Annotated in this window: 19 protein-coding genes and 3 tRNA genes; 7 read left to right on the plus strand and 15 right to left on the minus strand. The window is 43.2% G+C overall.

Annotated elements, in window-relative coordinates; genetic code table 11:
• Positions 1-164 precede the first annotated feature (164 nt).
• Both QL982_RS11090 and QL982_RS11095 read left to right on the plus strand, forming a co-directional pair.
• Positions 165-241, plus strand: a tRNA-Arg gene (locus tag QL982_RS11090).
• A gap of 289 nt (positions 242-530) precedes the next feature.
• On the plus strand, positions 531-1,193 hold the full coding sequence (locus QL982_RS11095) for an RDD family protein (protein ID WP_290161824.1): 663 nt from the start codon (positions 531-533) through the stop codon (positions 1,191-1,193).
• A 106-nt stretch (positions 1,194-1,299) separates the two neighbouring features.
• Here QL982_RS11095 and QL982_RS11100 read toward each other — a convergent pair whose 3' ends face one another.
• The 11 genes from QL982_RS11100 to QL982_RS11150 form a co-directional block, all read right to left on the minus strand.
• Positions 1,300-2,289, minus strand: a complete 990-nt coding sequence (locus QL982_RS11100; RefSeq protein ID WP_290161822.1) for a calcium/sodium antiporter — start codon at positions 2,287-2,289, stop codon at positions 1,300-1,302.
• A 188-nt stretch (positions 2,290-2,477) separates the two neighbouring features.
• Complete coding sequence (gene panD, locus QL982_RS11105) at positions 2,478-2,858, minus strand: aspartate 1-decarboxylase (protein ID WP_290161820.1); 381 nt, start codon at positions 2,856-2,858, stop codon at positions 2,478-2,480.
• Positions 2,859-2,958: 100 nt separating this feature from the next.
• Positions 2,959-3,540 carry an aminoacyl-tRNA hydrolase gene (gene pth / locus QL982_RS11110; protein ID WP_290161818.1) on the minus strand — a complete coding sequence of 194 codons (582 nt, stop codon included), beginning with the start codon at positions 3,538-3,540 and terminating at the stop codon, positions 2,959-2,961.
• Positions 3,541-3,823: 283 nt separating this feature from the next.
• Positions 3,824-4,495, minus strand: a complete 672-nt coding sequence (locus QL982_RS11115) for a 50S ribosomal protein L25/general stress protein Ctc (RefSeq protein WP_290161816.1) — start codon at positions 4,493-4,495, stop codon at positions 3,824-3,826.
• Between the two features lie 410 nt (positions 4,496-4,905).
• Positions 4,906-5,853 (minus strand): ribose-phosphate pyrophosphokinase, encoded by a 948-nt coding sequence (locus QL982_RS11120; protein ID WP_290161814.1) that lies wholly within the window; start codon positions 5,851-5,853, stop codon positions 4,906-4,908.
• A 110-nt stretch (positions 5,854-5,963) separates the two neighbouring features.
• Positions 5,964-6,039, minus strand: a tRNA-Gln gene (locus tag QL982_RS11125).
• Between the two features lie 245 nt (positions 6,040-6,284).
• Positions 6,285-6,360, minus strand: a tRNA-Gln gene (locus tag QL982_RS11130).
• A gap of 214 nt (positions 6,361-6,574) precedes the next feature.
• Positions 6,575-7,042, minus strand: coding sequence for a hypothetical protein (locus tag QL982_RS11135; RefSeq protein WP_290161812.1), 468 nt, complete (start codon positions 7,040-7,042; stop codon positions 6,575-6,577).
• Positions 7,043-7,119: 77 nt separating this feature from the next.
• Positions 7,120-8,082, minus strand: a complete 963-nt coding sequence (gene ispE / locus QL982_RS11140) for a 4-(cytidine 5'-diphospho)-2-C-methyl-D-erythritol kinase (protein ID WP_290161810.1) — start codon at positions 8,080-8,082, stop codon at positions 7,120-7,122.
• A gap of 90 nt (positions 8,083-8,172) precedes the next feature.
• Entirely contained in the window at positions 8,173-8,805 is a 633-nt protein-coding gene (lolB, locus tag QL982_RS11145; RefSeq protein WP_290161808.1) for a lipoprotein insertase outer membrane protein LolB, read from the minus strand.
• Between the two features lie 148 nt (positions 8,806-8,953).
• The gene (locus QL982_RS11150) at positions 8,954-10,879 is read right to left on the minus strand and encodes a tetratricopeptide repeat protein (RefSeq protein WP_290161806.1); all 1,926 of its coding nucleotides are present in this window, start codon (positions 10,877-10,879) and stop codon (positions 8,954-8,956) included.
• A 660-nt stretch (positions 10,880-11,539) separates the two neighbouring features.
• Between QL982_RS11150 and hemA the strand changes: the two genes are divergently transcribed.
• From hemA to QL982_RS11170, 4 genes are all read left to right on the plus strand, one after another.
• Positions 11,540-12,889, plus strand: coding sequence for a glutamyl-tRNA reductase (hemA, locus tag QL982_RS11155; RefSeq protein ID WP_290161804.1), 1,350 nt, complete (start codon positions 11,540-11,542; stop codon positions 12,887-12,889).
• 373 nt (positions 12,890-13,262) lie between these two features.
• Positions 13,263-14,405: an aminotransferase class V-fold PLP-dependent enzyme gene (locus QL982_RS11160; RefSeq protein WP_290190326.1), complete on the plus strand. Its 1,143-nt coding sequence runs from the start codon at positions 13,263-13,265 to the stop codon at positions 14,403-14,405.
• 194 nt (positions 14,406-14,599) lie between these two features.
• Positions 14,600-15,037, plus strand: a complete 438-nt coding sequence (locus QL982_RS11165) for a YeeE/YedE family protein (RefSeq protein WP_290161801.1) — start codon at positions 14,600-14,602, stop codon at positions 15,035-15,037.
• 60 nt (positions 15,038-15,097) lie between these two features.
• Positions 15,098-15,517, plus strand: coding sequence for a DUF6691 family protein (locus QL982_RS11170; protein ID WP_290161799.1), 420 nt, complete (start codon positions 15,098-15,100; stop codon positions 15,515-15,517).
• 95 nt (positions 15,518-15,612) lie between these two features.
• Here QL982_RS11170 and QL982_RS11175 read toward each other — a convergent pair whose 3' ends face one another.
• Positions 15,613-17,277, minus strand: coding sequence for an AMP-binding protein (locus QL982_RS11175; protein WP_290161797.1), 1,665 nt, complete (start codon positions 17,275-17,277; stop codon positions 15,613-15,615).
• A gap of 388 nt (positions 17,278-17,665) precedes the next feature.
• Between QL982_RS11175 and QL982_RS11180 the strand changes: the two genes are divergently transcribed.
• Positions 17,666-19,801 (plus strand): FAD-dependent oxidoreductase, encoded by a 2,136-nt coding sequence (locus tag QL982_RS11180; protein ID WP_290161795.1) that lies wholly within the window; start codon positions 17,666-17,668, stop codon positions 19,799-19,801.
• Between the two features lie 139 nt (positions 19,802-19,940).
• Here QL982_RS11180 and QL982_RS11185 read toward each other — a convergent pair whose 3' ends face one another.
• The 3 genes from QL982_RS11185 to QL982_RS11195 all read right to left on the minus strand — a co-directional run bounded on the left by QL982_RS11185 (position 19,941) and on the right by QL982_RS11195 (position 22,006).
• Entirely contained in the window at positions 19,941-20,714 is a 774-nt protein-coding gene (locus QL982_RS11185) for a lysozyme inhibitor LprI family protein (protein WP_290161792.1), read from the minus strand.
• A gap of 111 nt (positions 20,715-20,825) precedes the next feature.
• Complete coding sequence (locus QL982_RS11190; RefSeq protein ID WP_290161790.1) at positions 20,826-21,512, minus strand: hypothetical protein; 687 nt, start codon at positions 21,510-21,512, stop codon at positions 20,826-20,828.
• Positions 21,513-21,658: 146 nt separating this feature from the next.
• Positions 21,659-22,006 (minus strand): hypothetical protein, encoded by a 348-nt coding sequence (locus tag QL982_RS11195; protein ID WP_290161787.1) that lies wholly within the window; start codon positions 22,004-22,006, stop codon positions 21,659-21,661.
• Positions 22,007-22,123 lie beyond the last annotated feature (117 nt).

Consider the following 22,123-nt stretch of genomic DNA (forward strand, 5'->3'; position numbering starts at 1 on the left):
TTTTAGAGTAGCATCGCAAAAATTGGTTGTTTATTTTTTATAAGTTAAAAATTAATTTTATTTTAATGAATAAAAATGTTGACACAAGCGATATTATCTATATAATAACCAACCTAATTTACTGCAATTGTTATTAACAACGCAGTGGATGATGTGCAAAATACGCGCCTGTAGCTCAGTTGGATAGAGCACTTGGCTACGAACTAAGGGGTCGGGAGTTCGAATCTCTCCAGGCGCACCATTTGCATACTAGCTTATTATATAAGCTTAAGAAGTACCTAAAATAATCGCCTGTCTTATGACAATTTGGCGGTTTTTTTATGTCTGTCACTTTTACCCTTCAACTTATTCATTCTAGGACCAGCTCTTGTTTTTAGCATGATTGGATAATCATCTATAATATTGGAGAGCCATCTATAATATTGGAGAGCCATCTATGATCTTGGATAGTCCGTTAGGATAATGTACGATAGGCCAACCATTTACGGTACAATGGCATTACTATTCACTGCTTGCTATGAGCTTGTACCATGTCAAAAAGTCCATCTAAACGTCCCTCAAAAGCCGCTACTAAATCAAAGCCTCAACCGAGCGCTACTGCACAGCAAGATGCTAACGAAGAGCCAACCATCGCTAAGCCCATGATTCGTGTCGTGGCAATTCTCTATGATGGTATGCTTATTTTGGCACTGTTGTTTTTGGTAGGGACGATACTAACCGTCGTGGGCACGCTGTTGACTATGGAGACGGGTACGGAATCATCACAAGCCCAGTCACTGCCGCTTTGGTATCAGAACGCCATTATGACGCCATCATTTGTACTGACGCTCGTGGCATTTTACGGGATATTCTGGCGCCGTGGTGGTCAGACATTGGGCATGCAAACGTGGCGGTTGAAAACGATCAATGATGCGGGCCAATGGCTAACGTGGGGACAGTCGTTCAAGCGTATTTTGGCTGCTTGTTTGATGCCGCTACTTTTTGGCATTATTGGCAGTCTGGTGGATGGATCACGCGCCGCTTTATTGGCCAGCGCGTTCCTTGGTTTGGTATTCAATTATATGTTCTGTCTGTTCAACCCTCGCGGTCTGGCAGTACAAGACATGCTTTCTAACACCATTACCCTAAAAATGCCAAAAGTGGCACATGAAGGGCTATGGCGCGGTTTCAAAAACCGTAAGAAAAAACCGTAGTGATAGCCTATTGGCATAACGACATAGTGATACCGTTGCTTAGCTGGTTCAGTCCAAACAGTTTAAAGATTGAAGCTTAGGCGCTCGAACGGTATAAAATCAAAAATTATATGCTCACGGTTTGAATCAGCCATGCGGTGTAGCCCATAAAGAACAGAACCAATGTGGCGCCAGACGTACGACCGAATAGGCGTTTTGTCTTAAAGGCAAATACGCAAAGTACAACGAGCAATATCGTCAATAGCCCCATCGCCATTACATCGCGCGACAAGATCACTGGATCGGCGGCAATAGGGGCAATAACGGTTGCCAATCCGACCACTGCCAACGTATTGAAGATATTAGAGCCAATGATATTGCCTAGCGCCATATCATGCTCACCTTTACGTGCCGCTGACAAGCTCGATACCAGCTCAGGCAATGATGTACCAATGGCCACAATCGTCAGTCCAATGATGAGCTCACTAAGACCCCACAGCGTTGCCAACTCGACAGCGCCCCACACGATAGCACGTGAGCTCACTACCAGCATCAGCATACCAATAAATAAGCTGACAAGACCCCGTGCCACGCTCGGCTCCAAGTTCTCTGAGTGCTCTGTATCCGCACGATTTACGATCACATCATCTTCGTGCTCATGATGACCTTCACGGATACTCATTATGATTTGTAATCCCAAGACAGCGACCAATAACACCAGTAGTACGATACCATCAGCTTGACTCAATGTGCCATCACGTAGCTGCCAAGCGGCTATGATGGTAATAAGTAGCAGCAGGGGCAGGTCGCGCTTTACGATGCCCTTACGGATGATAATGGGGCTAATAAGTACGGTCGCACCCAACACCAATGCGATGTTAATGATGTTTGAGCCATAAGCATTGCCCAGAGCCAGCTCGGGGCTATCGTCTAGCGCTGCTAATACCGAAACCACCATCTCAGGCGCTGACGTGCCTATGCCTAATATCAAGACACCGATTAAGAAGCTAGGCACACTCAGCTTTGTTGCCAGTGCTGTCGCCCCATCAATAAAGACATCGGCACTCCAAACTAAAATTGCTAACCCAATCAGTATTGCAAGCGCTGCCAACCACATCGATATGTTTCCTTATACATGATAAAAATATGAATTTAATAAATAAAAATGGCATAAAAAAAGCTGAATCTTTATTTGGATTCAGCTTTCATATTAGCGTGGCGGTTTTTGGTCATTAGAATAATACAGTCAACGGTTCGGTTTACTATTCACCTTTTATTTACCCAAAACCTCACTATCCCGTCATATTAAGCAACTTGTACAGGGATAATGTTTGCCGTGTCTTTTACCGTGTTGTCTTCATTACAATAGACAAGTTTTGGTTGATAGGTTGAGGCTTCTACTTCATCAAAATGTGCATAAGCGCAAATGATAACGATATCGCCCAAGTCTGCCATATGAGCGGCAGCACCATTTAACGAGATAATACCAGAGCCTGCTTCAGCACGGATAGCGTAGGTGCGAAAGCGCTTACCGTTGGTCACGTTATAGATATCGATAGATTCATTTTCACGTAGACCAGCAAGATCTAATAGATCACTGTCGATACCGCAAGAGCCTTCATAATGAAGCTCGGCATGGGTAACACGGGCACGGTGCAATTTGCATTTAAGCATATTAAGTAGCATAGGTTGGTTCCTTGGCGTAACTGATATTAATTAACTAAATCAAAAGGTTAATGGGGATAAAACTGCCAAAATAAAAGGTCGTTATCATTGAACCATTATATTATTCGGGTAATTTAAAGCCATTGATTTGTGAACGAGCTTTTTCGACGTCACCATCTAACAATAATGGGAGCGCGTCAAAAGCAGCTGTCAGCGCGCTATCAATCGCAATCTGCTCATCAGGAGATGCTTTTGAGAGGACGTGTCCACTAACTTTAGACTTGTGACCAGGATGGCCGATACCCACACGCAGACGATGAAAATCATTGCCGATATGCGGTGTGATATCACGTAGACCATTATGACCACCATGTCCACCATCGGTTTTGAGTTTGATACTACCCGCTGGAATATCGAGCTCGTCGTGCGCGATCAACAATTCATCATTTTTGATGCCATAGAAATTTACCATAGGCACCACTGACTGACCAGATTTATTCATAAACGTCAGCGGCATAAGTAAACGCACATCAGACCCGTGGATTTGTCCACGTCCTGTCACCCCATGGAATTTTTTATCAGGGGAGAGCGTAATGTTAAACTGCTGAGCCAAATGATGAACAAACCAAAATCCTGCATTATGACGCGTAAACATATACTGCTGACCAGGATTACCAAGACCGACAATAAGCTTTATGGCCATAAAAACACCTTGCTTGAATGTGATAAATAGTGGGTAAGGTTTGCAACATCGATAGATATAGTCAGAGAATTAATAAACTGCTACGGTATTATTCTTTCTAGATGTACGACTTGTCCCATCTGCAATCGGCTGCCTTGTACCCGTTTTAGCGTTCTTTGACTATGGTATATGTGCAAACCTTACTTACAAAAACAGCAGGAGATATTCATCACCTGCTGTTTTTTTGACTAAACGAATGTATGACTATGTAGCACAAAATCGAGCACTACAGAGAAATAGGATATTACTCGCTGTCTTTTTTCTCTTCAGCATTCTGCGCAGTAGCAGGTACTTCAGCTGCATCAACACTGTCAGTATCAACTTCTTCTACTGTTGGTGGCTGCATGTTAGCGATTGTGCGGTCATGGCCATCTTCTAGCTCAAGCTCATGAATAACAACACCTTCAGGAAGTTTGATGTCTGATAAACGAAGCAAATCACCGATTTCCATACCAGATACGTCTATTTCTAGATACTCAGGTAGTAGTGATGGAATGCAAGAGATTTCGATATCTGATACTAGCGTTGACAAAACACCAGCTTTTGCAGTGCCTGGCGCTTCTTCTTTACCAGCAAAATGAACAGGAACGTTCATAGTGATTTTTTGACCTTTCACAACGCGCTGGAAATCAGCATGCATTGGGAAACCTTTAGCAGGATGGCGCTGCAAATCTTTGATAACAGCTTGATGCTCTACGCCGTCAACATTGATGGTCAAAATGTGTGAGAAGAACGCTTCAAATTCAAGTGATTTTACTAGTTCATTGATTTTGATAGAGATAGCTGTTGGTTGCTCACCACCACCATAAATGATAGCAGGAACTAGGTTCTGCTTACGTAGGCGGCGGCTCGCACCTTTACCTTGTAATTCAGCAGAACGATCAATAGCGTTTAGTTCAAAATGATTAATGCTCATGGATATAATCCTATAAAAAGTATGATGAAGTGTCTGGTCATAAAAAAGTGGATTTGCGACCAATCCACTAATACGTGATGATAGCTAAAAATTATCGTTGCCAATAAAACACGCAATTTTCAAATTTAGCCATTTGCTTATAGCACTGCTTGTGATGATAATAACTATCAAAACGATGCTGGCTTTTAAGCATGATCAGCACTTTTGGTAGTGCTAACCTGTACGAATCAAACAAAAGGTCAGCACAGGCGCGCATTATACGTGATTCTGTAGCAATAATAAAGACCTACGCAACAGGCCTACACAAAACAGAGCGCCAAGTGGTGACACTTGGCGCTCTGTTTTTGACTATTGATTGGCGGTTATAACTGTGTGTTTTGCATCAAAAAATAGTCATGACTGCTTGAGTCTTAAACATCAAACATGGCACTGATAGATTCTTCGTTATTAATACGGCGTAGACTTTCAGCTAGCATCGGCGCGATACTGACTTGACGAATTTTGCTACAAGCTTTTGCCGCTTCAGATAGTGGAATCGTATCAGTAACAACAACTTCATCTAGTGCAGATTCACTGATGTTTTTCAGTGCATTCCCAGATAGAACAGGGTGAGTAATGTAAGCTAACACGCGACGCGCGCCATTCGCTTTCAATGCTTCAGCGGCTTTACATAGTGTACCTGCAGTATCAACCATGTCATCAACAATCACACAATCACGGTCACGAACGTCGCCGATGATGTGCATCACTTGTGATTCATTGGCACGGGCACGGCGCTTATCGATAATTGCCATGTCGGTATCACCCAATTGCTTGGCCATGGCACGTGCACGAACCACACCGCCGACATCAGGTGAGACAACCATGATGTTGTCATAATCTTGTTTTTGTAGGTCGTTAAGTAATACAGGGGTGCCGTAGATGTTGTCTACAGGAATATCAAAGAAACCCTGAATTTGATCTGAGTGCAAATCAACCGTCATTACACGATCGATACTAACGATGTTTAGCATGTCAGCGACCACTTTAGCCGAGATAGGTACACGAGCTGAGCGTGGACGACGATCCTGACGAGCATAACCAAAATACGGCATGACAGCTGTGATACGGCCAGCACTAGAGCGACGCAAAGCGTCAGCCATCATCATGATTTCCATCAAGTTGTCGTTGGTCGGTGCACAAGTAGGCTGCATGATAAACACATCTTTACCACGTACGTGTTCTTTGATTTCCACGGCAATTTCGCCATCAGAAAAACGCGTGATGTCAGCTTTACCAAGAGGTATGTGAAGATGATCGGCTACGGTTTTTGCTAATTCTGGGTGGGCATTGCCCGTAAAAATCGCCAAATAAGGCATGACAGAAGTCCTATTGATTGACTCAAGCAGAGACCGCTAAGCAGTGTCAAACTGCTCAAATTCAGAAAAGAGTGGTGAAAAGTTTTGATGAATACTATTACAGTAAAAAATGGCAGGGGTAGCTGGACTCGAACCAACGGATGTCAGGATCAAAACCTGATGCCTTACCAACTTGGCTATACCCCTGTAATGTCTAGGCTGTGTACGTCCGATTTCTAGCAGTAACTTTTAATAATTGTCACTTTTAGAATGGCGTTACGACCTTTCAGTTATCTACAAAACGGATGAACCGTTTGATATCTAACTTTTCCCTAGCGGCGTTCATTGCGAACTATACCGAAACTGGGATGGCGTTGTCAATGGTAATACGATAAGTGACGATTTATAATTCACTTATAATGTATACATATCAAACACTTCGAACTTAAAAATGGCAGGGGTAGCTGGACTCGAACCAACGGATGTCAGGATCAAAACCTGATGCCTTACCAACTTGGCTATACCCCTATTGAGGCGACCTATTATAATTAAATTTTCAGATTTTGCAAGTCATTTGCGCCTTTTTCTGCTATTTATTCTTAATTCATCAAGGACGGTATGATTTCGATAGGTATATGGTGAAAGTCGGTAATAAGGATTGATGCCTTACTCATATTCTCTCGTAGGGCTATATTAGTGAGCTTGAGACTAGCGTGTCTGGTACAGGATTTCCAAAGTAGTCTTATATGTTCCGAGGAGCAGCGTAAGACTCAACTGTATGCAACAGCTTTAGCAATGTAGCTAAGAACTCACTTTTCTTTATTCTTGAAGTGATAGTATTATTACTATCAAAAAATTTCAGACATTCATCTTCTTGGTAAACGTAAAATAGAGATTTGTTAGTAGATAAGTCATAGAACAAAAAGTTAGTTCTCTCACTACTGCTATCGTAAGCTCCAGTTTCAGTTTCATAAAAAATATCGTGTAGCTTGCTTAGTGGTTTATTGATCAAGCTTTTATTTAGGTGAAATTCGCCATCAGTAATAAGTTCTATTTCTTTCTTAATATTGTTAACAAGTGGAAACGCATAATAATTATTATCTTGATAACTGATGTTTACTGAGTTCACAATAATATCCATCACTATGAATGGCTTTTCCATTTCGTGTATTTTAAAAGCAATAGTTTCTGTATTTCCGAGAGTGATCATATTTTACTCTTAAATGCTTTAGGCTTGATAGTATTTGCGGATCTTACCTTTTCACCTATCTATAAAAACTTGCGCAGTTATAAACTCCCAACTATATATGCCGCACAAGGCGCACCTTCAACCCATTTTGCCAAAAGCGCTTTGTCAGTAGCCACACTCGCATCCAATGGCAAAAACACCGCACTACCAGAGCCGGTCATACGTGCTGTACCCATCGCTTGCTGCTCTAGTCCTTGCAAGTAATGCAAGGCATCTCTAACAGTGGGAGCAAGGCTTGTGACGACAGGTGTAAAGACATTGTGATAGGGTGCAGTGAGCGTTTGTATATAGTCAGCGTATTGGCTTTGAATGGTTTCAATCGATAGGGGCGCGATATCTCGCTGTAGTTTCGGATGAGCGAAAAGTGTGGCAGTGTTGACGTGTGCATCAGGTGTCAACATTAAATATTGCTGTTCTGGTAAATCAATGGCGGTCAGTTCCTCACCAATGCCCATCGCAATCGCATCATGCCCAAAGATAAAGATTGGCACGTCCGCGCCTACCTGTGTAGCAATCTTTATAAGCTCGTCACAAGTTAAATTAAGCTGCCAAATCTCATTTAATGCCAATAAGGTAGTAGCAGCATTGGAGGAGCCGCCACCCAATCCTGCGCCCATTGGTAAGTGCTTGTCTACAGTGATTTGTACTGGCGCTAACTGCTCAGGTAAATTGTCTGACTGTATAGCAGACGCTAGCAATGCGCGTGCTGCTTTAAAAATGAGATTATCTTCTATGCTGGTCGTTATCGCTTCTGCACCAGCCAATATCAATAGCTGATGACAGAGTTTATTAGCATCTAATCCATTATTAGCCGTAGAAATGACGGCATCATCTATCATCGAAAAATGTAAATAATCGCCCCAATCGAGCAGGCGAAAAACCGTTTGCAAATTATGATAGCCATCAGCGCGTTTGCCAGTGATGTGCAAAAATAGATTGAGTTTTGCAGGCGATAAACGGGTAATCATAGAAACAGATGGTTCGGCTATATTTTCAGTCATATTTTTTTATCATAAGGTGCAGTTATAAACAGCTATCTTAATTAGCAATGATGGTTTTTAGCAGTCTTTCTGTTGTTAATAAAAGATGGATTAATGGTTGATCGTCATTACAACTTTGTTACCCTGTGGCTGTACTGCGCTAATTTTACTAGGTAGCTTATCCGTACCTTTATAAGTAAAGCTGGCTGTCCACTCACCATTGACTGAGCTAACTAAGCGGCTCTGATCATCCAGTTGTGGCGCACTATCTGAAGGTGCTGGGCGACCAGAAATCCAGTAAGGCATTTGTGAAATTGGCGCTTGCCAACCAGTGGCTTTCTTTAGCAAGGTTTCAGGATCGTCAGCGGTCAATGTACCTGTCTTTTCGCTAACCAGAGTAGCGGTCTGACCATTATATTCAATGTTGGTTTTGCCGATACCAAGTGCGCCAATTAATTCAATGGCAAATCGGTCATTTTGCTGACCCCATGCATAGAACGCACTACCACCTTGAGTACCTGTCGAATCATTCGCAGGCGTCGTTACCCCAATTTTACCCGTGATATTAAAGCTCTCTAGCTTTTGTGGTTGATCAGCGTTTTGACCTTGTACAGTAGTCGTTGGCTGGTTAGTCGCGTTGGCCGTTTTTAGTGACTGACAGCCAGAGGTTATGAGCATGGCTGCAGTTATAGCAGTAAACAGAGCCAATTTATTTGGTTTATAAGAAGTGATTGATGCTGACATAATAGTTTCTCAAAATGGAAAGATGAACAAAGATATTAGCTTAAGCGTTATTTGTTGCTCGGTTATGCACGGCTGTTAGCTTCTTATAAGTGCCTTGTAATCGTACAACTGCTTTGCCTACTATCAAGATGGTTGATTGACCATGCATTTAATACAGTTGTATGCGGTCATTGATATTATGCTGTCCAAATGAGAAGCGCTGCTGCAAGTCTGCGAGTAATGCCTCGACTCTTTCATTGTTACCTAGGCCTTGGTAGGCGCGCAATAACAGCGCACCTGAGCGTAGGGTCGGGAGCACATCATAAGGCGTTTGTAGGTAGTCGATCACTTGCTGGTAGTTTTTGTTAGCCAGCGCATTGCTTGCTAGGATATTGAGTGCTTGTAGATGTAGCTCATTATCGTAACGTGGGTCATCGTAATGAATTTTAATAATCGCTGTGGCTAGCGCCAAGCCTTGCTCTGAGCTGCGTTCATTGGCCAGTAGTAACTGCGCATAACTGAGCTGATAGGATAGGTTGCTAGGATCTAATGCCTGCAAATGATTGAGCAAGGTGCGCTTGACGATATAGTCTTCTTTGTCATCCAAAAGCTGAGCACGTGCAAAGAGTAGCATTTCATTATCAGGATATTTACGAGCGGCACGTGTCAGTAGACGCAGTGCTTCATCCGACTCATTTTGTTGCCATAGGATATCGGCTTGCATCACAAAAGCATCAGGCGCGAATACCGTAAAGTCTTTGCGCAGTTTTTCTAAAGTCGCGATTGCTGCATCGACATCGTCATCGAGCAATTCAAAAGCCACTACTTTTCTACGTGCTTCTAATACCAAATCCTCTTGCATGACGCCATTGAGATAGGTTTTGGCTTGATCAAATTGCTGCTGCCGCTCGGCACTGATACCAAGATAATAGTAGGCTTGGTCAAGGTAAGCGGGACTCTTGGCGAGCATGTTGAGTAGTTCATCGGCACTAGCGTACTCTTCAACATCCAAGCTCACCAGTGCAGCTAGCAAGGTAATCTCGGCATCATCACTAAATCGGTTATGGGCTTCAAGCAGTAATTTCCAAGCTTGCTCGCTTTGTTTTAAATCTAATAGATAACGAATTTCGTATAAATATAAGCTTTTGCTATCAGGATTGCGTAGACGAGCTTGACTGACATAATTGATGACAGTCTCTGCGGTGACGATTTTGCGCAATATGTCGGCCTTTAACGTAATAAAGGGCACATAGTCAGGCTGACGATCTAAGGCACGGTTGATATGCACGATGGCGACTTCAGGCTCATTAAATTGATAGAGTAAACCCGCTTTTAATACAGACAGTGAGGCATTTTGCTCACTATCTAGTGGCTGCAATGCGGCAAGTAGCTCGCGTTTGTCATCGTCATTGTTCGGATAAATACCGATAAGGATTTCGCTTAAGTCCGCACGCGGATCATAACGCAAGATGCGATTTAGAGTCTCACCCGCTAAGATATAATCGTGGGCGCGTAAGGCCAAATGTGCGACATAAAACCAAGCAGGTACGTGATCAGGGTTTTGATCTTGCCATGTTTTGGCAAATTGCAAAGAGTCTTCAACCCTTTCATTACGCAGAGACAGGCTGAGTGCTCTTTCAAATACCACTGTGGCATCTTCTTTAAAAGACTGCTGCTTATAAATAGCAACCGCACGCTGTCGGTCACCGCGATCGGCAGAAAATTCTGCATCCAATAGGGCGTATAAGCTTGGTTCTTTAAGCTCGGGCTGCCATAGGCTGGCTGGTGCTAAGCCATTAATGTTTTTTACGTTCTCTATGGTTAGGGTGTTTTCGTTAACAGTTGCCTCAACAGCCGCATTGTCATCAATCGGCTGATTGTCGCTAGCAGTGGATATCATGGGGGTTTTTGTGTCTAAATAGGTATCAGGATGGCTGGCATGGACAGGTGCAGCCAAGCACAAGCACACTGCAAACGACAACGCTAGCTTATACCGTTGACACAGGCGCTCGATCGCGACATGCAATAAAGCACGAAAGCCAGATGGTTCGCTATAAAGAGGTGGTGACCGAAGTAATGATCCAAAAAAAATCATAGATAGCCGTATTCGCCCATGGTTTACCTACGTAGATAAGACAAGTTTATTTTAATTATTTCAAGTTAAAGGTTAGGGTGTTTCCTCATTTTGGCTCATCTGCCATTTAGGGTTTAGATTGAGGACACGCCCTAGCAATGAATATCCATGACAAACATTATAAGAGTAGATGGATGACATAAACAATAGCATCCGTGTTACTCAGATATTGGCAATCATCATTTCATAAATTTGTGACTGATAGCGAGCACGTTTTCAAAAATTTAGAGTATAAACAGCTAAAGGTAGCTATTTATATTGGGGTCTGTTGAACAAAATACTATGAAAATATAACAAGTTAACGTGAAGTAAGCGAATGGTTTTGTTTATTTTTACCACGCTTTGCTAGCACGTGTCCTCAATTCAAAGGAGTGTTCTCTAAATGGCCTAAAATATGGAGATTGATTTTAACAATCGCATAAGTAGTTGATTTGTTACCCCTGTGCCCAGATACAAGCAAATAGTTATCATAGATGGGTGAGTGTTAATTAAAGCCACCAATAATGATATAATAAGCGGTTTTTAGGGTCTTCCTTTCAGCACTGTCGTCTAAAACTGTCTTTTAAAACTAATAAGATAGCGTGGCTGGCAGGTAAGAGTCATGTTTATGGTCTATCGATAATGAGATTAGTGGTCATTGGAGTCAATCACAAAACTGCACCAGTCGCTCTACGAGAGCGCTTGGCGCTTGTAGGTGACGATGTAAATGTCGCGCTCGAGCAATTAGAGGCCTTTACTGATGGCAGTGTGATTGTCTCCACTTGCAACCGTACTGAGATTTATGCGCTTGTCCCGCAACTGTCAGAGCAGCCAGTTTCTTCTGCTAGCAATAACGCTATCGACAGTCAGACGTCCTCTGCCGCCATTGGTACTCACATTATCACCATCAAAAAATGGCTGGCTGATTTCAAGCAGTTGTCGCTCACTGATATTGATCCTTATCTATATGTCCACCGTGATACGCACGCATTGACCCATTGGTTAAGAGTGGCTGCAGGGCTTGACTCTATGATACTGGGTGAGCCGCAAATCCTCGGTCAAATCAAACGCTCGGTACAGTTGGCACAGGAACAGAGAGCACTGAGTAGCCAGCTTGGCTGGATCATCGATCAAGTGTTTGCGGCGGCAAAACGGGTACGCAATGAAACCAAGGTTGGTGCGCAAGCAGTCTCGCTCAGTTATGCGGCGGCCAAATTGGTCACGCAAATATTTGACGATTTGCCCAGTCGCACGCTATTGGTCGTTGCGGCAGGTGAGATGAATCGTCTGGTTGCCACGCATATTGCGGGGCTTGGGGTCGGGCGAGTCATCATTTGCAACCGTAACGCTGAACGTGCTGAAGCGTTGGCGGCAGAGCTGCGTCGATCAGGTCATTTGGTAGAGGTTAGACCTTTACAAGAGCTGCCACAAGTATTAGCAGAAGCAGATATCGTCAGTAGCTGTAGTGGCAGTATGGATTTATTAATTGATAAAACCATGACGTTGCGAGCCTTGAAACGTCGCCGTTATCAGCCGATGTTGATGATTGATTTGGCAGTACCACGTGATATCGACTCGACCATTAGCCGTATCGATGATGTCTATCTGTATTCTGTCGATGATCTACAGCACGTGATTGCTGGCAATATCGAGCAACGCCGACAAGCAGCCGTCGATGCGGAGCTACTGGTTAGCCAATTGGTCGTCGAGATGGATCGGCGCTATCAAGTGCGCCAAGTTGGCAAAGACATACAGCAATATCGTGCGCGTACTCATGACCAAGTAGATAAGCTGCTACATGAGTCTATTGCTCAGCTCCAGCACGACAACGCTAGCCCTGAAGACATCCTCACCGAGCTGTCACGGCGTTTAACACAGACGCTGACACACGCACCATCGAAACTCATGCGCAAGGCTGCTCGTGAAGGCGACAGTGAGTTGCTGGATTTTGTGGTATCAGGATTACAAGACGCTCATCGCAGCTGTCGATAACGACCGTTTATTTATTGAAAAACCATGAACTGTGTATAGATTATGAGTGCGCAAACTTCTCATTGTCAACCTGCATTATCAGTGCTAATATCAAGCTCTCATGGATGGCGTAGCTCAAGATAGCACATGACCTCACCATCAAAAACAATAGCATTGGGTTGCCGTGCTATCTGCTCAACCTCGCATGATATTCTTCATTTTTATTTGATATGAGTATTCAATGGATACCCATCATCCTTAGCGTTTCACTGTAGTCACGCACACTAATGCTGAACTATAGATGCTATCTATATTGCTTTCCTATCCGAATATTACTGTACGAAGTTTGATTTGAATAGCCATTAACCATCTAACCATACACTAGGAATGTTCAATGCCTGCATTACGTCAAGATATCGATCCAAACGGCTTATTAGAATACTCAGTGGTCTACACCGATCGCGCGCTGAATCATATGTCAAAAGCCTTTCAGCAAGTGATGAACGACTTATCTAGTGACCTAAAATCTGTATATAACGCTGATGCAGCGGTGATCGTGCCTGGTTCTGGTACTTACGGAATGGAAGCGGTTGCCCTCCAATTGGCAAATAATGAAGACTGCTTAATCATTCGTAATGGTTGGTTCAGCTATCGTTGGACACAAATCTTGGAAAAAGGCAAAATCGCCCAATCTTCTACGGTACTTACTGCCAATCGTAGCGACGATAGCGAGTCGCCAAAACCGTTTGCTCCAGTTGATATTGACGTTGCCGTAGCCAAAATCAAAGAAGAAAAGCCAGCAGTTGTATTTGCGCCGCATGTTGAAACCTCATCTGGTATTATTTTGTCAGATGACTATATCAAAGCGTTGAGCGAGGCTGTGCATAGCGTTGGTGGCTTACTGATTATTGACTGTATTGCTTCAGGCTGCGTATGGCTAGACATGAAAGCGTTAGGTATCGACGTCCTGATTAGCGCACCGCAAAAAGGCTGGAGCAGCACACCGTGTGCAGGTCTGGTCATGCTAAGTGATGCTGCCATCAAAAAAGTAGAGAGTACAGAATCTAGTAGCTTTAGCTTGGATTTGAAGCAGTGGCTAAACATCATGCGCGCATACGAAAATGGCGGTCACGCGTACCATGCGACTATGCCGACAGACAGCTTACGTCAATTCCGTGATGCCGTTAATGAAGCCAAAGCAATCGGTTTTGATAAGTTGCGTGATGCGCAGTGGACACTTGGTAAACGCATTCGTGAAGTATTAGAAGCCAAAGGCGTTGAGAGCGTGGCAGCTGAAGGTTTCAAAGCGCCTGGTGTTGTCGTGTCTTATACTGAACGTGATGACATGCATAAAGGTAGCGGGTTCGCGGCAGCAGGTATGCAGATCGCTGCTGGCGTACCATTGAAAGTGGGCGAGCCTGATAACTTCAAAACTTTCCGTTTGGGTCTATTCGGTTTGGATAAACTGACAGATATCGACGGCACAGTAGCCCGTTTTGAGGCTACACTTGATGAAGTGCTGAGCCAGTCAGAGTAGTGATTAAGACGTCTGATAAAGGTCTTTATGCAATGGCTTACTGAGACATCGTAACCGTTATAAAAAATACTGAACCACTCGCATTATGCTAGGTTCAGTATTTTTTTACCCTTTTATTATATTTTATAATATAATGTATTATTATAAATTAATATTTAAGCACGTATTTAATAAAATTAATTGGGTAGTCCGTTATGAGTATACAAATAGACTGGCAAGCATTTACGCCGATCTCCTTAGTGGGAGGTCTGATACTAGGCGTGGCGACGGTTATTTTACTGTTGGGTATCGGTCGTATAGCAGGTATCAGCGGTATTTTTTCCAGCTTGCTACAATCCAAGCGTGTCGAGATGTGGCAGGTGCTATTCATACTGGGCTTGATCATCTCACCGCTGCTATATCAGTTGGTAAGACCGCTACCTGAGGTGGCTATCAGTACCTCTTTGCCGTTGTTGATTGGTGCAGGATTATTGGTCGGTTTTGGGACGCGTTTGGGTTCAGGATGCACGAGTGGGCATGGTATTTGTGGTAATGCCCGCTTGTCTCCGCGGTCGATGGCAGCGACGGCGACCTTTATGTTCTTTGGTATTGTGACCGTCTATGTTGGTAGGCATGTTTTAGGTTTGATTTAAAAGAATTGTGCCAATACAGCGTTGAGTCGTATGAATAAGAAATGATAGTGAGAGACAAACATGCTAAAAAATATAATTGGATTGCTGGCAGGATTATTATTTGGTTTTGGTCTGCTGATATCTGGTATGACCGATCCTGTAAAGGTACAAGGGTTTTTGGACGTATTTGGCGCATGGGATATCTCCCTTGCTCTTGTAATGGGCGGTGGTCTGATGGTTGCAATCGTCGGCGTACAGTTGGCCAAGCGTCAGCAGACGAGCTGGATTGGCATATTGATAGAGATGCCAAGCAAAACCGTTATTAATAAAAAACTCCTTATCGGTGCGATGCTATTTGGCATCGGCTGGGGGTTGGTCGGTATTTGCCCAGGGCCAGGAATCGTATTACTCGGAACAGGCCAGTGGCAAGCGTACGTCTTTATCCCCGCGATGATTGTCGGGATGTTAGTTTATCAATGGCTTGAGCCTAAGCTTGGTTAGAGCGCTCACAAAAAAGGGTCAGCCTAATATGATTAAGCTGACCCTCTTTATAAAAGACATTTTATTTATAAGAAATGTTTTACGCCTTCAAAAGCCTATTTCGCACTAGCAGTTACTTTTGGGGTTTCGTGTGCCAATGATTTGGCCGCTTGGCGCAGCTCAAATTTTTGCACTTTACCGGTACTGGTCTTTGGTATTTCAGCAAAGATAATATATTTTGGCACTTTAAAACCTGCTAGGTGCTGACTACAGTGCTCCATCACCGTATCGCGTTGCAAGGTGCTGCCAGCGTGAATTTCGATAAAGGCAACGGGCACTTCGCCCCATTTATCATGTGGCGCCGCGACGACAGCGCAGCTCTCAATCTCAGGCATTTTATACAAGACGTTTTCTACCTCGATACTAGAGATATTCTCACCGCCTGAGATGATGATGTCTTTGAGTCTGTCCATAATTTTGATATAACCATCGGGGTATTTGACGCCCAAATCACCCGTGCGGAACCAGCCATCAGCGAATGCCTCCTCGGTGGCTTTACGACTTTTTAGATAGCCTTTCATCACCATATTGCCACGCAGCGCCAGTTCGCCCATTTCTGCCCCATCAGCGGCCACTGGCTCAGTTGTACCTTGTTTAAATACCTCAAATCCCGCCATCAAATGAGAAATGATGCCTTGACGTGATTTCTTTTGGGCACGGGTAGCCACATCAAGCTCATTCCATTCTTCCTGCTCAGCGCAGACCGTCACTGGCCCATACACTTCAGTGAGACCGTAGACATGAGAGATATGAAAACCCATCGCTTCCATTTCGGCCAGCATGGTTTCAGATGGCGGTGCACCAGCGACCCAGCCTTTGACCGTATGAGTAATAGCTTCTTTATACTCAGGTTTGCCGCCTGCAATCATATTGTGTACCACAGGCGCTGAGCAATAATGACTGACTTTATGCTTAGCAATCAGCTGCAATATCAAATCAGCATCGATTTTTCGCAAGCACACATTGACCCCAGCACGCTCGGCGATGGTCCACGGAAAGCACCAACCGTTACAGTGAAAAAGCGGCAGTGTCCATAGATACATGGGGTGTTTGGGCATGTCCCAATCCAAAATATTAGAGATAGCATTGAGAGTTGCGCCGCGATGATGATAGACCACACCTTTGGGCTTGCCCGTCGTACCAGAGGTATAATTCAGCGCAATCGCATCCCATTCGTCTGATGGTTTTTCCCAATTGTCCAAGCTGTCTGAGCTGGCTACCAATGCTTCATAACTCATGAGCCCAAAACGCTCGATATCGACAGCATTGTCTGTCGCATGAATGACGATTAAATCTGGAAAAGTCTCATTGATGATTTCAGCATGTTCAGAAAACTCACTGTCTAAGATTAAGACCTTTGCTTCGGAATGCTGCAAACAAAAGGTAAGTGCATTGATATCGAGTCGCGTATTCAAGGTACAGAGCACACCGCCTGACATCGGCACACCAAAGGCGCATTCAATCATTGCTGGCGTGTTCGGTAACATGACTGCGACCGTGTCATTTTTGTCGATACCCAATTTGCGCAGACCATCAGCCAGTTGGCGACAGCGAGTATAGGTCTGTTGCCATGTTTGAGTGAGGTTATTGTGCTCTAAATCGTCATAAATAATGGCAGTCTTATTAGGGTAAACCTGTGCACTGCGAATGATGAAATCAATAGGGGTAAGCGGTTGATGGTTGGCGGCGTTTTTGCCAAGGCCTGTGTGGAAATCTGTCATGATGATAGTCCTTTATCGTATTTCTATAATGCGTCAGTACATTAACGTCAGTATATTATTTAGTACAGTAATCTAGCACAGAAGTTATAGATATAAGTCGATATTTATCGATTTATATCTTAGTCTAATCTCTTCATAGTATTAATATAATGATACATAATCTACCTCAAAATCTGGCTGGGTTTCGTGATGTTTATTGAATCATATGCCACAGTACAGCTTGATACACTGTACCACTCGTAATGGCAATTAATATAGTGCTCACTCATCAGTCGCTTGTCTGCATAGCTGACAATAATCACGGTGTGTTACGATATCGATAATGCTAAACCCTTTCGCGCAACTGTTTTAAGAAGTAGCCTCATAAACCATTCATAAGGAAAATGATATGTCCGCCAGCCATAATGCCAATACGATCCATACCGCTAGCACCAATGAACACTATCCGCATTTATTTGAGCCGCTAGATTTGGGTTTTACTACCTTAAAAAACCGTCTGGTGATGGGTTCTATGCACACAGGGCTTGAAGACCGTTTTTATAATTACGGCAAGCTGGCGGCGTATTTTGCAGAGCGTGCCAAAGGCGGCGTGGCAATGATGATCACTGGTGGTATCTCGCCCAATCGTGAAGGTTGGTTGTTGCCTGCTGGCGGAACGATGAATACCAAAGCTGACGTCATCAACCACCAGCGCGTTACTCGTGCTGTGCATAAACATGACAGCAAAATCATCATGCAAATCTTGCATAGTGGTCGCTATGGCTATCACCCTTTTGCCGTATCCTCTAGCCCAATCAAATCACCAATCTCACCGTTTAAACCGCGTAAGATGAGCATCAAAAACATCGAGCAGACGGTAAAAGATTACGCTCGCTCAGCCAAACTTGCCAAGCAAGCAGGCTATGATGGCGTCGAAATCATGGGCTCTGAAGGTTATCTACTCAACCAGTTTTTATCAAGCCATGTGAATAAGCGTAAAGACATTTATGGTGGTGATATTCATGGACGTATGAAGTTCGCTGTCGACGTGGTCAAAGCCGTTCGTGAGGCGACTGGCGAAGACTTTATCATTCTATTCCGCTTATCTGTTATCGATTTGGTCAAAGACGGTAACGTCATGGATGAAGTCATTACCGTGGCAAAAGCGCTAGAAGAAGCGGGCGTAACCATCATGAACACCGGCATCGGCTGGCATGAAGCGCGTATTCCGACTATCGTGACGAGCGTACCACGTGCTGCGTTTGTGGATTTCACCGCTGAAATCAAAAAGCACATTAGTATCCCAATGATGGCGGCCAACCGTATTAACATGCCAGAAACAGCAGAAGAAATCGTCGCGACTGGTCAAGCAGATATGATTCAGATGGCGCGTCCATTCTTGGCTGATGCGCACTGGGTCAATAAAGCTAAAAACGGTCAGACAGATCGTATTAACACCTGTATCGCTTGTAACCAAGCCTGCCTCGACCATACGTTCGAAAACAAACGCTCGACTTGTTTGGTCAATCCGCAAGCTTGTTATGAGACTGAACTGGTCTATAAGAAAGCGAAAAAGCCTAAAAAAGTCGCCGTCATCGGTGGCGGTGTCGCTGGTATGTCAGCCGCTCATGTGGCTGCCCTACGTGGTCATGAAGTGACCTTGTTTGAAGCAAAAGACGTGTTGGGCGGTCAGTTCAACTATGCCAAAGTCATCCCTGGTAAAGAAGAATTCTTTGAGACCGTTCGCTACTATATCAATGAGCTTGAGCACTTGGGTGTTGAGATTAAACTGAATACCAAAGTTGATAAGGACATGCTTGAAAAAGCCAAGTTCCATCATGTCATCGTCGCCACTGGCGTCGTACCTAGAAGCCTGGAAGGTAAGCTCGAAGGTGCTGATTTGCCGCAAGTGATCAGCTATGCTGATTTGCTCTCTGGTGAAAAAGCTGTGGGCAACACAGTGGCAGTCATCGGTGCGGGCGGTATCGGATTTGATGTCAGTGAATATCTGACCGCTAATCATGGTCAGTCGCTTGATGAGATCGGCCCTGATGGACTAAAAGATCCAAGCTATCGTCCTGAGCCGCAGTCAATCAGCGAATGGCGCGAGGAGTGGGGCGTGACCAACGATACCGACTATCAAAGTGATGGTGGTCTGGTCAGACCGCACGCGATCAAACCAATCCGCCAAGTCTACCTCATGCAGCGTAGCAAAGGTCGTCTGGGCAGTGGTCTAAACAAAACCTCTGGTTGGGTGCATCGTGCTCATATCAAATCTCACGGCGTCATCCAAGTCGCTGGCGTGCAGTATGACAAAATCACTAATGAAGGTATTTGGGTCACTAACAGTCAAGGTCAAAGCCAGCTATTACGTGTCGATAGCGTCGTGGTCTGTGCTGGTCAAGAGTCAGTCGTTGAGCTAATGCCAAACGTTGGTGATGCACCAGACGCGCAATATCACCTAATCGGTGGCGCAAAACTGGCCGCTGAATTGGATGCCAAACGTGCGATTCGTGATGGTGCTGAGGTTGCGGCAGGGATTTAATAGTCAAACATAAAGTATTTATGGGGCGGCAGGAATATTATTTCCTGCCGTTTTTTTATTTAGAGCTTAAATATCGCTCAAGGTTTCAATTTCAATTGAGATAAGATATAACCTATCATTGCTTTGAAAGTTCGAAAAGCTAATCGACCTCACGCTCTAATACAATACCGTCAAAATACCCTCGCATACCACAATGCAGTCTTCTATAGTGATCATCCATATCTCTTAATAATAATTGAGTCTGGCCTTTATAAGTTGCTGGATATAAACGCAGCTCAACGTTTTTATCTGGCTGATCATCGTTGACGACCCAGTGATTTTCTGACCATATGGCTTTACTCTCTCCCAAATCGCAGGTATGAGCATTGGTAAAAATCAAAACGCCATCGATAATAGAAAGATAAGGTTTATTAGCGACACTATGAATCGATACCGTATTTTTTGCCTCTCCCGTATCTTCCCAGCGCTGAGTACCTGAATTATATATTGAGATTTGAGAGGTTTGAGAAAACTTACCAAAGGCACTTTTGCTCGGTAAATCAGAAGGACTTAACTCATCTGAAAAATTCCAAGCCACACCGTAATTGGTTTGCTCTTCGATATACTCTTTATACTCACGTATCAGACATTCTTCACTTTTACAGGTATTACGCTGAAACGTAAGCCATGTGCGTTGATTCGCAATGAATCTATCTTTAAAAGCTTTGCTGTCTTCATAGTCAGGAGCAGCACTAAGATTGCTTTTATATTTTTTTGCCATTGTGTCATCAAGCTTAGAAAGCTCAGGACTGTCACAAACGGTTTTTTCTACCCAGCTAGCAGCTTTGTTGCAATCAAAACTTGCTGAATTGGCATAAGTGGAGAGTAGGCAAGTGCCTAAAATGCTTACTGTGGCTAAGGCGAGTTTTTTCATAGGGTTCTCATTGCTAGAGGATGTTTTTATAAACAGCTTAGGGCGTGTTGAACATTCACAAATAGTCTCTGTCAATGCCATGGTTGAATGTTCAATACGGCCTACTTAATTCTATATACACTCGGAAAATTTTTTAAAGTCTGAGGCTCTATCTTTAAAATTTAGTTTATCCTCTAAGCAATCTATTTTTTTAACCAGTGCCTGCTCTCGCTTATTGTCTAACCTTTGTGACTCAGTAATATTCAAGTTTGCATATTGATTTAAGTTCAAGGATAGATGATATCTACTTAAAATTTTGTATCTAAATTCTTTTACTGTAATAGCCGACTGAAAACTTTCTTCTAAGTCATTTATTGTTTCACAGTTACATATTATTTTAATATTTTTAATATAATGTTGCATCAACACATCCCCCTCTTTTACTATTATCCTTGGGGTAGGATAAGACAATGCGCCCATACTATATTTATCCCATGCTTTAAACAATTTATTCTCAGCCAAATATTTATCGCCTTCCTTTTCGAGTTCTAATAGCATATTGTCGGCTTCATTTTTCTTATCTATTGAATCCAATTTTTGCAGCCTTGCTATCGCTGATTGCAGCATGTACTCAGGTTTATCGTAGTTTTTGGGTGGCTGATACTTGGCTATAGGCGATTCTATGATGTCGGCGTTTGCTGGTTTATTTAATGCTTTAACTTCTGTCTTGTTGTTTTTGTAAGTAATATAAAAATCATGATCTGAGGTGCAAGAAATCATAAAAATTATAGTGAACGATATAATCAATGGTTTTCGCATCAATTAATATTCCTTATATTTAATTTCCCAACATATTGCATATTATTAGATTGGCGATTGCTAATTAAATAATTTATTCCATTTTTCCAAATCATACATTGCCATACAGCCATGTGATACTGCACCTACATGAATATAACGATCACTTATATTCCTTCTGCCCTTATCTTTTTTTCGTTCACATACTGTCGATAATGGCTGTAATATTTGTAGTACTTATAAACTTTATAACAAAAGAAAGAAAGTAAACAAAGGTTAAAAAACAAAAAGTAATCCTGTGAAGCCTTGAGAAAAATAAATGAAATGACACATAGATTAGGTATAAACAGCCATGAATTGTATTTTGCATAATCAATATTGCGCAATACAAGCAAATCTACAAGGATGTTTGAAATGACTAATAAAATAAATAACATAGCAGGAATTGAGCTAGATATCAGCTGCCCAATAAACTGAAATCCGCCGATATTAGGTCTACCCGCCATTTTTTCCATAGCAGGGCCTGCGATCACGAACATAGACATGATAACAAACGGGTGGTGTTCTAAAAAGTATGCTGTCATCAGACATAACCATAGTTAATATAAAAGAATACCAGATCGAATACTTTA

Source organism: Psychrobacter sp. 5A.1, assembly GCF_030407455.1.
Classification (GTDB): Bacteria; Pseudomonadota; Gammaproteobacteria; order Pseudomonadales; family Moraxellaceae; genus Psychrobacter.